At 29.0% G+C, this 14,441-nt stretch carries 10 protein-coding genes; 4 read left to right on the top strand and 6 right to left on the bottom strand.

The features are described from left to right. Positions 1-1,495: lysine--tRNA ligase (gene lysS, locus QNK89_RS03830; RefSeq protein ID WP_340169644.1), on the bottom strand; the 1,495-nt coding region annotated here is incomplete at its 3' end. Positions 1,496-1,592: 97 nt separating this feature from the next. Here lysS and QNK89_RS03825 point away from each other — a divergent pair. Together QNK89_RS03825 and lipB are read left to right on the top strand one after the other, a co-directional pair. After that, positions 1,593-1,751, top strand: a complete 159-nt coding sequence (locus QNK89_RS03825; RefSeq protein ID WP_340169643.1) for a YqaE/Pmp3 family membrane protein — start codon at positions 1,593-1,595, stop codon at positions 1,749-1,751. Positions 1,752-2,006: 255 nt separating this feature from the next. After that, on the top strand, positions 2,007-2,711 hold the full coding sequence (gene lipB / locus QNK89_RS03820; RefSeq protein ID WP_340169642.1) for a lipoyl(octanoyl) transferase LipB: 705 nt from the start codon (positions 2,007-2,009) through the stop codon (positions 2,709-2,711). 202 nt (positions 2,712-2,913) lie between these two features. On the opposite strand, the gene QNK89_RS03815 is transcribed toward lipB, so the two are convergent. Together QNK89_RS03815 and QNK89_RS03810 are read right to left on the bottom strand one after the other, a co-directional pair. Next, the gene (locus QNK89_RS03815) at positions 2,914-5,385 is read right to left on the bottom strand and encodes an OmpA family protein (protein ID WP_340169641.1); all 2,472 of its coding nucleotides are present in this window, start codon (positions 5,383-5,385) and stop codon (positions 2,914-2,916) included. Between the two features lie 87 nt (positions 5,386-5,472). Further along, the gene (locus QNK89_RS03810; RefSeq protein ID WP_340169640.1) at positions 5,473-6,339 is read right to left on the bottom strand and encodes a phosphodiester glycosidase family protein; all 867 of its coding nucleotides are present in this window, start codon (positions 6,337-6,339) and stop codon (positions 5,473-5,475) included. A 457-nt stretch (positions 6,340-6,796) separates the two neighbouring features. On the opposite strand from QNK89_RS03810, the gene QNK89_RS03805 reads away from it, so the two are divergent. Continuing rightward, positions 6,797-7,711 carry a transposase gene (locus QNK89_RS03805; RefSeq protein ID WP_340169639.1) on the top strand — a complete coding sequence of 305 codons (915 nt, stop codon included), beginning with the start codon at positions 6,797-6,799 and terminating at the stop codon, positions 7,709-7,711. Positions 7,712-7,942: 231 nt separating this feature from the next. Here the strand turns inward: QNK89_RS03805 and QNK89_RS03800 are convergent, their stop codons facing one another. Genes QNK89_RS03800 through QNK89_RS03790 form a run of 3 tightly spaced genes read right to left on the bottom strand, consistent with a single transcriptional unit; the run spans position 7,943 to position 12,109 of the window. Continuing rightward, entirely contained in the window at positions 7,943-8,992 is a 1,050-nt protein-coding gene (locus QNK89_RS03800) for a nucleoid-associated protein (protein WP_340169638.1), read from the bottom strand. Between the two features lie 46 nt (positions 8,993-9,038). Continuing rightward, complete coding sequence (locus tag QNK89_RS03795) at positions 9,039-11,477, bottom strand: ribonuclease HII (protein ID WP_340169637.1); 2,439 nt, start codon at positions 11,475-11,477, stop codon at positions 9,039-9,041. Positions 11,478-11,509: 32 nt separating this feature from the next. After that, a complete protein-coding gene (locus QNK89_RS03790) occupies positions 11,510-12,109 on the bottom strand; it encodes a ribonuclease HII (protein ID WP_340169636.1) in 600 nt (199 codons plus the stop codon). Between the two features lie 152 nt (positions 12,110-12,261). Between QNK89_RS03790 and QNK89_RS03785 the strand changes: the two genes are divergently transcribed. Then, the gene (locus QNK89_RS03785) at positions 12,262-14,253 is read left to right on the top strand and encodes a putative porin (protein WP_340169635.1); all 1,992 of its coding nucleotides are present in this window, start codon (positions 12,262-12,264) and stop codon (positions 14,251-14,253) included. The last annotated feature ends 188 nt before the right edge of the window (positions 14,254-14,441 follow it).

Below are 14,441 nucleotides of genomic sequence, written 5' to 3'. Positions count from 1 at the left end.
TTTTCTCTGGTCGCATTTGTGGGAAAAATAGCACTTCTTGAATAGATTGGTTATTAGTTAAAAACATGATTAATCTATCCATGCCAATTCCCATTCCAGATGTTGGAGGCATACCATATTCTAAAGCACGTAAAAAATCTTCGTCTATAAACTCTGTAGCTTCGTCGTCTCCTTTTTTAGCCAATTTTAATTGGTGCTCGAAACGCTTGCGTTGGTCTATTGGGTCGTTAAGTTCTGAATACGCATTAGCAATTTCTTTACCACAAACCATAAGTTCAAAACGCTCAGTCAATTCAGGATTATCTCTATGTTCTTTACATAACGGACTCATTTCTTTTGGGTAATCTGTAATAAAGGTTGGTTGTATGTAATTGCCTTCACATTTTTCACCAAAAATTTCATCTATTAATTTACCTTTTCCCATAGTACTATCAACTGCGATACCCATACCTTTTGCAGCATCAAAAATTTCAGTTTCTGTTTTATTAGTAATATCGAAACCAGTAAATTCCTTAATAGAATCTGCCATAGTAATACGCTTATATGGTGCTTTAAAGTTTACTTTATGTTCTCCAAAAGTAGCTTCGCTTGTTCCATTTACTGCTATTGCACAATGTTCTAGAAGTTTCTCGCAGAAATCCATCATCCAATTATAGTCTTTGTAAGAGACATAAATTTCCATGCAAGTAAATTCTGGATTATGCGTTCTGTCCATACCTTCGTTTCTAAAGTTTTTAGAAAACTCATAAACACCATCAAAACCACCAACTATTAAACGTTTTAGGTATAACTCGTTTGCAATTCTCATGTATAATGGAATATCTAAACTGTTATGGTGTGTAATAAATGGACGTGCAGCTGCGCCTCCAGGAATAGGCTGTAAAATAGGGGTTTCTACTTCAAAATAGCCAGCATCATTTAAGAAATTACGCATGGCGTTAAACAACTTTGTGCGTTTTACAAATACTTCTTTTACATGTGGATTTACCGCTAAATCTGCATAACGTTGTCTGTAACGCATTTCTGGATCTGTAAAAGCATCGTAAGTTTTACCATCTTTTTGTTTAGGGATAGGTAATGGCTTTAATGCTTTACTTAACATTGAAAAGTTTTTTACCATTACTGTTTTTTCTCCAACTTGTGTAGTAAACAGTTCTCCTTCTACACCAATAATGTCTCCTAGGTCTAATAGCTTTTTAAAAACATCATTATATAAAGATTTATCATCTCCAGTACATATTTCATCTCTATTAAAGTAGAGTTGTATGCGTCCTTCAGAATCTTGTAATTGAGCAAAAGAAGCTTTTCCTTGTATGTTAATTGCCATCAATCTTCCAGCAATAACAACCTGTTTACCATCCTTAAATTCCTGTTTTATCTTTTTAGAAGTATCAGTAACTGGATATAAATCGGCTGGATATGGATTGATTCCCATATCTCGAAGCTTTGCTAGCTTTTCTCTACGTACGAGCTCTTGCTCAGATAATTGTGACATAATTAATTTTGTTTAAGCCAGCAAAGATAATGGCTTTGTAACAAAACACAATAATTTGCGTCCTATTAATACATCATCAATCATTAAATTTTATATTATGAGTGTCTGGAGAGTTATCCTTTCAATTATTTGTCCGCCTTTAGCAGTATTAGATAAAGGCTGCGGTTCTATAGTAATCACTTTTTTATTATGGCTTTGCGGCTGGGTTCCTGGAGTTATTGCTGCATTAGTGATTTTAAATAATCCTAAGAAGTAAAGAGGTAATGTTTAGTCTAAGTTTGCGGTAAGAAATCTCGAGTAAACTTTAAGAATATTCACATAAAAGTGTCTTTTTCTTTATAAAAAAGCTCGATAATGCTGTTGTTTTGAGTGATTTTTGAAGGTTTAAAAAATTATATCGAGAAGTAATTTAAAAAGTTCTCGATACATTTAGTTTCTATAAAAAACCGAAACTAAAACACTTGAATAGACAATAGTTTCAATCCTATTTTTATTGTAATTTTGTAGTCTTATGAATAAAAAAATTGCAATACAAGATTTAGGTTCTAAAGATTTTAAAGACACTTGGGATTATCAAGAAGAATTATTTAAAGGTATTATAGATACTAAAATTAAGAATAGAAGAGAAGATACTGGTTTAGAAACCAATAACTATTTCTTATTTGTAGAGCATCCTCACGTATATACTTTAGGAAAAAGTGGAGATGTGTCTAATTTATTGTTAGATGAAAAACAGCTTACCGAAAAAGGCGCAACGTTCTATAAAATAAATAGAGGTGGAGATATTACCTATCATGGACCTGGACAAATTGTTGGTTATCCTATTTTGGATTTAGATAATTTTTTTACAGACATACATAAATATTTGCGTTTTTTAGAAGAAATGATAATTCTTACACTTAATGAGTATGGATTAAAAGCAGAACGTTCTCCTGGTGAAACTGGTGTTTGGCTAGATGTTGGAACTCCATTTGCTAGAAAAATTTGCGCTTTGGGAGTTCGCGCTAGTCGTTGGGTAACTATGCATGGTTTTGCATTAAATGTGAACGCTAATTTAGGTTATTTTGATAATATTATTCCTTGTGGTATTCGTGGAAAAGCAGTGACTTCACTTAACGTAGAATTAGGTAAAAAAGAAGTTGATGAAGCTGAAGTGAAAAATAAATTATTGAAACATTTTACAATACTTTTTGAGGCAGAATTTGTTAGTGGTTAATTTAGCTTTCGAAGCTAATAGAACGTTTTTGGATATAGTTAGTTGCACGTTTAAGCAACCAATTTAATAAATAAATAACGTATAGAAAATACATGATGATTTTCTTAAGTAAGTGAGAAGTAAGTAATTTGTTTTTATATTATTAAATGGTCATATTAAAATTTAATAGTGCAAGTCGTTTATTATTTATAAGTGTGGTTAATTATAAAATAACAATTTCGACACGCCTGTTCTTCATTCTTTCATTTTTGATTTTATTAGAATATTTTGGCTTACTACCTCCAAATCCAGTAGTTTTAATTCTTTTTGCTTTAATACCTCTACTTATTAAATAACTTTTAATTTGTTTAGCTCTATCAATTGATAGTGTTAATAAACGGTTTGCATTTGAATTTACAGATTTATCTGTATGTCCTTCTATTAGAATTTTTAAGCTAGTATTATCTTTCATTGCTCTGAGTAAATTATTTAAATCCGGCAATGATTCTTTCAAAAAAGTAGCTTTACCACGAACAAATAATATGTTTTTAAGCTCAATTCTATTTCCTTTTTTTAAAGCATACATTTCTAAATTTTTATTACCAGAAGATAAACTGTCGCTAACAATTACCTCAGAAATATAACCTTTCTTCTTAGCGGTTATAACTAGTTTTTCAGTAGTTCTAAACGGAGACTCAAAACTACCATCTGTGTTAGATATTGAATACGAGATGTCTTTTAGTTCTAGCTGACTCTCTGCTGGTCTTATTTCTATTTTTACATCTGTAAGTGGCACTCCATCTGCTACTGTTTTACCTTTTATTAGCTTAGATCCTAATGGGGCTATTTCCCCTTCTATTTCCGCATAATAAATATCTAAATCTTTCCCTGTTTTTCTGTTAGATGAGAAATAAATTCGCTTTCCGTCAGCAGTTACATAAGGATCTTTACTTTTTCTGTTAGGTAAATTAATGGGAGATGGTAATTTTACAGGTTTAGACCATTTCTTCCATGTATCGTCTAGCCTTCTACTAAAGAAAATATGACTAACGTTATCATTGATCTTTCTCCTAAAATAAAGTGTTTTTAAGTCGGCAGCTAAGAAAGGGCTCCCTTCATCTTGTGATGTATTGATATCCATTCCTATATTTTCAGCATAACTGAACAGGTTATTCTCCTTTCTAAAACTAATATAAATATCTCCTTTACCATGAGTGTCATCTCCTTCAAAACTTGATAACAAGGCATTGTTATTGAGTGTTAGTGTATGGCTGACTTGAAATACATTATGCGACTTTTCTAATTGGATTGAATTTCCACTTAGTTTGTAGGGCAGCGAACCTCCTTTATATGTTAATTCTGGGTATTTTTTTAGTCCATCGCCTTTCCCTCGATTATCTCCAAGTTCATCTACATAGCTAGTATAAATTCTTTTTCCATCAGAAGAAATTCCGATGATAAAATTAGCTTTCCAATCATTTAAAGGATAGTCTTGTTGTGTGGTAAAAGCAGTCCCATATTTTTTGTGTTTTTTCCAAATATAAATATCGGAATCAAAGGTGATTTTATCATTTAATGATTGCTTTTCTCCTGAACGGTTTAAATTATATGTAATTGCATCTTTTCTTTCTTCATCAATTTGCTCACCAAATGATTTGTGCCATTTTTTAAATGCTAGTTTTCGTGCAGCTGGGTTGTCGTTATTTGCTTTTTTTAATTGATTAATTATGAAGTTTGGTAATACATTGTGGTACACTACCTCATTATTTCCATTACTCATATAGGTACTGCTGTTATCAGGATCTCCCTCTCGTAAAAAGAAAAGCGTATAACCATCTCCAGTTAACATTGGGCTATATTCATCGTATTCAGTATTGATATCTTTTACTTCGTTGATTATTATTTCTTTGTTGTTTGATAAGGCTAAGCGTTCTTTTTTAGCATTTTCTTCTGCTATTATTTTATCCTTGTACCATTTTTCGTTTTTAGGAGCAGATACTAATTCTCCAAATTCATTAAAAACCACTGAGCCTTTTTTAGGATTTTGCTTCTGTTTGTATGTGGTTTGTAATACATTAAACTCATTGTCACTTAATGCATTCTCTCTTAAATATTTTTTTCTAGCTATTAGTACTTTTTCATATAAATTAGCAGCATCAATGGTATCATCGTACCATTCTGAAATTGGTTTATTAGGATTACCATACTTTTTTAAATCATCTATAAAACTTGGAAATAAGACAACTTTGCCCGAAGTTTCAAACCTAGCAGTAGCTAAAACAACAGCTTTATCAAATTCAAGATTATAGGCACCATCTATTAATTTAGGGTAAGCTGGGCTTCCTAATGCTATAAATTTTGTATTTGCTTTACGATTGCATTCATTGGGAATAGGAATAATTAAATGTTCTCCTAAGGCGTAATTCCCTTTACTTTCGGCAATAAAAAATACTTGTAGTTCAGCATCTATAAAATTAAATTGTTGCAGTTGTGTATAAAAAGGTGTTGTGGTATAGTTTTTAGTTTTAGACTTTATGTCTTTAACCCATTGTTCTATAACACAACTTTCTTTTAAGTTAATGCTTTTAGATTGAGCAAAAGTAAAAAGGGGAAATAACAGAATTAAAAAACGAAATAAGTTTATCTTATTGTAGTTAGATATTGGTTTCTTTTTTATGAGAGAAGTTCTACACATAGTTAAATTTGATATACAGGTTTGAAAAAAGCGTGAAATTAATAAATTGATTTTATATTATTCTTTTTTTTTGCTTGTAACCAACGTTTATTTTTTGGTTGTGAGATGTTTTATAGTCAAAAAAACGGGTGACTTTGTTGGAAAATGAGAATTACCTAAAGTAATAAACTTTTTATCTATCATTTTTCCAAAATCAAAAACATTATTTAGTGCTGAAAATCTCAAATAAAAGTCCTTAGAATTATATTCATACTGAAGTGCAGCTCCACCATCAAAAAGGGATGCGTTTGTGACGCCGTACTTTTTTGCTATTGTAGCAATTTCTTTTACAGATAATAATCCACCATTGTACGACAAGACACAAATGAAATTTCCGTTTTTAAGAGTGCCCATTAAATTGCGATAAGTTTTTCTTTTCCAGCTTTTTTTATAAGGCGATTTTTCAGAGTTAATATAATTAAACAGTATTCCATTTTTCATAACAGATGGAAATGCTTGACAAGAATAAGAAACAGTTCCTAAGTTTACATTAAATAAAGATTTAGCACCAACTATAGGTTTACCATCAATTACTTTAAAAAAACCTGAAGCATTATTGTTAGTTTTACCAAATCGTTTCTTATCAATAATAATTTCACCTATTGCACTCTCTCCATAAAAATTTGTATTAATAGCAAAGTTTGACTTTGATAATTTTAAAGCTTGGGAAGTATTAATTGAAGCCAAATCATTTTTAATATCTGCAGTTAAACTATAATGATTTTTCGAGTTAAATTCGATGATTATAACCTTATTTGGATTGAAGAAATTTTCAATAGTATGAATAAGGGATTCATTCTTTCTCTTAATTTCAATAGATTGAATATTAGTGTTCTCATTACGAAACATCTCATTCAATACCATCTCATTTTTAGTTTTGTGCAATTCTTTAATTCCATCTGATGTTTGAATCATTAACTCTCCATTGTTTTTAAAAACATATTCAATATTTGATTTCACTCTAAATAGGTGAAAAGTGAAAAGTATTAATGCTAATGTTAAAAAAAGCAATGTTGATAACACTTTATTATTTTTTATATATAGAAAAAAATGATTGCTTATAAGTTTTCTTTTTGCAAAAGAAAAAAGGAGTGACGTAAGAAAAACGCATATAGCAAAACCTAAAATATTATTAAATAGAACAATTGTAATAAAATATGCTATTGATGTAATTAAAATAAGTAATCTATACATATGTTTTTCTTTTAATATTTTACAATTTTCATGTGTGAGGAAAGTTGTGTTTTTCGTCTTCTTGATATACTTTTTTGAAAATTAATTTTCCAGTTTACACATCAAAAACACGAATGGTTTAAGAGTTTTTATATTTTCTTACATTGCCTTTGCCTGTATCAATTTTAACAAAATTATTTTGAATACAAATACCAATAATAAGGATTACAAATTAGTAAAAATGTATGATTATGTATGTAAAAAATTTGAAGAATGCTTACAATTTGAATGCGAACGCTTCAGCAATAATAATAAGCCTAAACTTACAGATCAAGAAATTATAACCATTTATCTATTTGTAATGCAGCATCAAGGGATTTATAAAATGAATAAAATACACCAATTCGCTCATGAATACTTATTGAGTTGGTTTCTAGATTTAGGATCTTTTCAAGCTTTTAATCAGAGAATTAATAGGCTTTCTAATGTGATGAATACTTTTGTGGGTTTACTTTTAACCGAGTTTACTCCAAAGGAATGTTCAAAGGTGTTGAGTGTATTAGTCTCTATGCCTATAATCACTTGCTCAGGAAAACGCTCTGGGAAAGTAGCTCCCGAAATCACAGATAAAGGGTACTGCTCAACAAAGAGCCTGTATTACTATGGAATGAAACTTTATACCTTAGGATTTTGTAACCCAAACAGATTAACACATCCCGAACAAATTATATTTACACCAGCATCTGTAAACGACCTTAGCTTATTTAAAGAGGCTTGGTCTGAAAAAGAAAATCTAATATTCTTTGGAGATAAAATATATAAATCTTCAAGTTTTTTCTCAGCTATGAAAAATAAATTTAATTCAGAAATGTTAACACCTGTAAAGGCTATAAAAGGAATGCCTGATGTTTTAAAAAAATTTGATAAAGCTGCAACCGATTTATATTCAAGAGCTGTATCTAAAATTAGACAACCTATTGAAGCTTTATTCAGTTGGATTATAGAAAAATCAGATATTCAAAAAGCCAGTAAAGTAAGATCTACAAAAGGTCTAAACTTACATGTTTATGGAAGATTAGCTGCTGCTTTTATATCGCTAATATTTAAACCTTGATTCGCATTATTAATAGATACTTTTACAGAAGTAGGTAATAGTGCTAAATTTTGATATTGTGCATAACTGGTATTATGAAAAATAAATAGAATAAATAGCCTCAATATTAATCTCATAGAGTACGCTTTTAAGATATAGTGTTTTTGCAAACACCATGTTTAGTGTGTTTTACACTAGTCTAAGGTCGTCTATTTTTTTTTAAAAAGTCAAATAACAGCATAAGTCTTAAAACTATCCTTCAGCATTAAAAAACACCTTATAATAATACATTTTTTTATCTTCATCAAAACCACGTTCTAAATATTCGCTGGCCGCATCTGGTGCATCGATATCTAGTTTTATTTGTATGTTAGTGTCTAGTTTTATATCTGTTTTAATTTTCTTTTTTTCTTTTTTTACAACAGCTTCTGCAAGATCAAATTGGTTACGGAGTAGTACATTTTGTTCGCCTTCGTATTCCTTTTTAAAATCCTCAAATTGTTGAATGTGTTTTTCTTCGGTAAAGATTTCTTCCTTAAAACGTTCAATGTTTATTATTTCATTTTCTTTAAAATAATCTATTGTTTTTGCTAAAAAAATATTTCGTTCTTGTTCACCATAGCTGGTTTTTAAAATTTCGGTAGAGAATTCGCTACACATATCTAAATAGTTGTGCGTGTGATTATTCATATCATCTGCATACTTAATATTTAGAAACTTGTCTAACCAATATTGCGCATCATAACTATTATTATCTACACTTAAAATAATATTACCTTCCATGTCTTTTTGGTTTAAAATTAAGCAACCTTTATCGACTTTTTTACTGGAGATACCTTTTTGTACTAAAACATCGTAGCTGTTGTTTTCTAAATACGTTTGAAAAAAATTAATCTTATTTTCTATTTTAAAAATACCAATAGCATTTGTTACCATTTCTTTGTATTCTATACCTTCAAAAACAGCAACTAGAACATCTCCAGTTTTTATCTGTGCAGATTCGCTTTGCTCGTACAAATGTTTTACAATGTTTCTAGAGGTTTCTATAAAGGCGTCATCATCTTCAAAAATTTCCTTACTGTAAGCGTTAATTTCATTTAAATCTACATTAGCATGGTGATTAAAACGATAGCTTTGTACAACAGCACCAAAAGGTCTTAGTAAAAAGGGAAGCATAAGTTCGTAGCTGTCTTCGTCAAAATAGACTTCTTTATCAGAAAATGCGTTTTTTGTATCGTTATGTTTATTGCCAACTTTATGAATTATAAATTTTGAAATGCTAGCGCTTTTACGTGTAATCATGTTTAAAAATGTAGTTTTAATTGTTTAATGTAAAGAAATACTGTTTTTAGTTTATTTCATAGAGTAGTATACTGTTACTATCTCCTTTAGTTATAAACTCAATATTTCGATCTTTATCAATATTGTCTAACTCAATAGAAGAGTTTCCGTATACAGGAAAGTTTTCTATTAGTTTTGCTTGGCTATCAAAAAGTAATACTTTTTGTGCTTGTAAGTCTGTTACCGAAATATAAATTTTATCTTTTATATAGAAGATTTTTACTGGAGAATAGTTTCCTAAATCTAGTTCTAGTGTTTTACCTCTAATGTTAAGAATGTTTTCGTTTTGCGATGTCAAAGTTTTTGTAGTTGTAGCAATATTATGGTTTTTAGTTAGGTTAACTGGTTTTGTAGTTATTTCACCTTTTTGATCTATACTTACTATTTTACCATCTACAGTTGTTGTTGTAAAAGTATTATTGTAGTTATAAATACTTTGGTTTGAAAATTCTAATGCTTTAGAAACTTTAACTCGAGTTTCTCCTCTTCTATTTAGTATGTGAATTTTATTATTTGTTTTTATTAAAATATAATCTTTATTACCAATTCTAATGTGCTGTGGTTGATGGTTTATTTTAGCTTTAGCCAAATTAAATTTAAAGCCTTTAACAGTTTTTCCTTTTGCGTCGTATAATAATACAGATGTACCTTGAGTAACTATTAGTCTGTAGTTTTTCTTTTTATCATAATCGAATACAGAAAGCGGTTGCGTTATTTTATCTTTAAATTTTAAAGGGTAACCAGTGACGTCTTTTCCTGTTCTATCTTTAACATAGATTTGGTTTGGTGTTGCAAATGCTAATTGTAATCTTCCGTTTTTGTAAATATCCATTTGTTCAACTTTACCTAAAACAGGACCGTCAAGCTGTTTCTTCCATAAAATATTTCCAATATTAGAAATTAGATATAGTTTATTATTTATATCCTGTACTATAATTTCTTTTTGTTTGGTTCTATGGTTTGTAACAAAATGTGGATTGTTTAAAACATCTGAATCAAGTTTAATATTCAATAATTCTGTAACGGCATTTGCTTCTACATTTACTTTGTTTTTTTTGATGGCTCCATGAAGGTGAGCGTAATGAGTATCGTATACAAATTGCAATGCAGAAACCTTATAATCTTTAAAGCTAGTTTCTAAATTGGTGTTTAAATTTATATCTATTAAATCTTTTAGTTTACTATTGTTTACGATCTGTAAAATTGAAGATTCATTACTCAAGTTCTCTATTATGTTAGAATAATAATCACGGTCACTTAAGGTTGTTTTATTTTGATAATTAGCAATAATATTTTCTAACGCTTCTGTGTTTTTTGCAAAAACAAAAAACTGGTCTATTACACAATAATAATTAGTTTCGTTATAATTAATTAAAGGATAAAAAACGTTACTAAATAGATCTGGATTACTAAAATTATAAATAGGTATCTGCCTAAAAGTTTCAGCCTCGTTTTGTTCGCTTAGTAGTTGGTCCTTAGTAGAAATTACATCTATAGAGTTTAAAACAACAGCTTGGTTTTCTCCAAGATAAATTGTGCCAATTTCAGAAATATTATCAAATAAATTTGTTGTAATTGTGCTGTCTTGTTTTTTATTAAAGAGCTGTAAGTTTGTTTTAATAATTTTAAAATCATTAAATGTGAAACTTAAAAAACCATCACAATTATTTGGTGCAATTTTAGCTAACTCATTAGCTTGAGGTATCGTGTTTTTAAATATGTTAATTAGCTTTTTTGAGGAGTCTGAAGCTTTTGTAATACCATTAAAAAGAATTTTGTCTTGAGAAATAACAGCATCAAAAGAAGTGTAATCGCTAAATTTCTTAAAAGGTAATGCGCTCGAGTTAAATAATGAACGAACCAAAGGGTTATTGCTATTATCTAAAATTACAGAAACAGGTTTGCTTTTATCTATAGTACTTATAATTTTGTCTCTATTTTTGTTGTTACTTTTTTTTAGAACTAAGGCTTCTAAAACTTTACTACTAGAAGCAACAATTGCTATGCTGTCTTTAAAAGTGGTGTGCAAAACATGGTTATCTATAGTTATTTTTTTTGTTGAGATGTTTCCTATTTGTAGTGTTTCAATTTTATGATTAGATAGTGAGTCTATTGCAAATAGATTTGGAATCTGCTTAGTGGTTATAGTAAATTGAAGACTATCATTTTTATCATTTAGAAAAGAAATAATTACTGGATTTTCTGTATTCAAGTAATTTAAATGGTTTAACTTTTTTGAAATGTTTTTAAATACAGAAGCCTTAGAAATATCTTTAATAAAACCATTGTTTTTAAGGTTAGTTTCTAAGCTTTCTATATTGTTAATAGAAACAATAATTGAAGCATTGTCAGGAATAAAATTAAACTCAGACGTGTTCTTGCTTAGGTTGGTATTGCAACTAACTAATAGTAAAAAAAACAATAGAGTAAGACTTAGGTATTTCATTTTTTAATTAAAGTATTTTTGTATATTCAAAATTACAATTCTAATTTTAATTGTTCGGGTAAAAGCTTAAAGCTTTTTCTATGGTATTTTGTAGTTCCAAATTTTTTTATAGCTTCTCTGTGTTCCTTTGTTGGGTAACCTTTGTTTTGTTTCCAGTTATACATAGGGAATTCTTCATGAATTTTAAGCATATATGCATCTCTGTATGTTTTTGCTAAAACAGATGCAGCTGCTATACTTAAAAACTTACTATCTCCTTTTACAATAGTTTTGTGTTGAATATCTGATAATGGTTTAAACCTATTACCATCTACAATTATAAATTCTGGTTTTGGGTTTAATTGTAAAATAGAGGTTTGCATTGCTAAAATAGAGGCGTTTAAAATATTTATTTCATCAATTTTTTCTTCATAGATATGCGTAAATGCAAAAGCGATAGCTTCAGTTTCTATAATTGGTTTTAATAAATCACGTTTAAATTTAGATAGCTGTTTCGAGTCGTTTAAAATAGAGTTTTTAAATTCATTTGGTAAAATTACAGCAGCAGCTGTAACAGGTCCAGCAAGGCAGCCTCTTCCGGCTTCGTCTGTTCCACATTCTAGTTTAAATTTCGAATATTTTAATTTTAGCATTTATATAATTCTTAACAAAAATCGGTATTATTAATTGTAATTATGTGTTTCTAAGTTAATTTGCCAAACAGTTTGAGATATTTCATATTTTTGAAAAAACTTTGAATTTTAACCTGCTTTTATTTTGCAAGGCTAAAAATAGATATCATTTAATGAATAAAATAATTTTTGCATTTTTTTTAATTTGTATTATAAGTGTTTCCAAAGCTCAAACAAGTCCTAAACCTGCAATTGGGCAAGGAGGTAAGGATTTAAATAATTTTTCTGGAGATAGAAACGTTAGAAACGATAGTTTGTCTAGCGGAAGTACCAAGAGCACTAGTACCGAAGGCATAAAAAATTTAGATGCTAAAATTACAGATTATTTAATTATCTCTCATAAAAATGATACGACATATGTAGATACAACATTGACAATTCAAAAAGAATATAAATATAACTACCTTAGAAAAGACGAATTTAATTTAATGCCATTTTCTAATATAGGTCAAACTTACAACACGCTAAGTAACAACTTTGAGAGTGTCTCTCTAATGCCAGAATTTGGAGCTAGAGCAAGGCACTTTAATTATATGGAAATTGAAGATATTAATTATTTTCATGTACCTACACCGTTAACTGAATTAATGTATAAATCTGCTTTTGAACAAGGACAGTTGCTAGATGCTTTTTTTACTGTAAATACATCTAAGCAATTTAATTTTTCTGTAGCTTATAAAGGATTACGTTCTCTTGGTAATTACCAAAATATTTTAACGAGTTCAGGTAACTTTAGATTTACAACAAGTTATAAAACAAAAAACAATAAGTATGTTGCTAATGCCCATTTTGTCTCACAGGATCTTTTAAATCAGGAGAATGGAGGGCTTACTGATGAAAATGTATTGTTTTTTGAATCTGGTGAAGAAGATTTTAACGATAGAGGTGTTCTTGAGGTTAATTTTCAAGATGCTCAAAACATACTAAAAGGTAAAAGGTTCTATATAAACCACACATATAATGTTATTAATAAGGCCGATTCAACTTCTAGAAACAAACTTAATGTAACTCATGTAATGTCTTTAAAAGATAAAAGCTATTTATACGAGCAAGATGCTCAAAGTGATGTTTTCGGAACAAGTTTTAGACCAAGTAATCTTAGAGATCGAGTAACGTTAGAAGAACTGTCCAATCAATTACAGTTAAATTATTCTAGTAATATAATTGGTGATTTACAGTTTAACGCAAGCCATACAAATTACAACTATGGGTATAACAAGTTAGTCGTTTTAAATGGAAATACAATAACGAATAGGCTTAAAGGAGATGTAGTAGCTGTCGGTAGTAAGTATAAAAAAGAAATTAAAGGTTTTAATCTTCTTGGAGAGTTAGGTGTTAATATTTCTGGTGATTTTGGAGGAAGTTTTTTAAAAGCAACAGCGTCTTATAAAATAAATGAAGATTTAAGTATTGCTGCCCAAATTAATCATAATGCAGCTGCTCCAAATTACAATACACAACTATATCAAAGTGATTATGTTAATTATAATTGGAAAAATGAGTTCAATACAGTTAAAACAAAACAATTGTCTTTTAATGTAAAATCTCAAAAGCTTGTAAATCTTACTTTAGATATAACCACTTTAAATGATTATGTATATTTTGCTAAAGACGAAACGTACAATAACGTAAAACCTTTTCAAAATGATGAATCAATCCGTTATGTAAGGTTAAAAGTGAATAAAGAAATAAAATATAGAAATTTTGCTTTTAACAATACAGTAATGTATCAAAACGCAAAAGATGAAAACCAGGTGTTTAATGTCCCGCAAATAATAATAAGAAATACATTGTATTATTCCAATCATGTATTTAAAAAAGCAATGTACCTTCAAACAGGAATTACCCTAAATTATTTTACAGCTTATAATATGAATGCTTACGATCCACTATTAGCTGAGTTTTATACACAAAATGATCAAGAGCTTGGAGGTTTTCCTCGTTTAGACTTTTTTGTCAACGCAAAAATTCGTCAAACAAGAATTTATTTAAAAGCAGAGCATTTTAATGCAGCTTTTACAGGGCGTAATTATTATTCTGCACCAAATACACCATTTAGAGATTTTAAAGTTCGCTTTGGTGTAGTTTGGAATTTCTTTCTTTAAGTTTATCTTTTTAAAATTTTAAACAATTTCTTTATTCTAAATTATGTTCTTTTTAAGTTTCAAGTCTTATTTTTTGATATATATTCGGAGAATTTTTTTAATAGACAATGCTTGTATTTTTTAAAGATTAATTTACTTCATATATATTGCATATATAATAAGGACAAGTTATTTAATTTTATTTGAAA

The organism is Lacinutrix sp. (assembly GCF_037625555.1).
Taxonomy (GTDB): domain Bacteria; phylum Bacteroidota; class Bacteroidia; order Flavobacteriales; family Flavobacteriaceae; genus Lacinutrix.
Note: the sequence above shows the minus strand (reverse complement) of the source record. Positions and strands in the feature narration are given on the sequence as shown.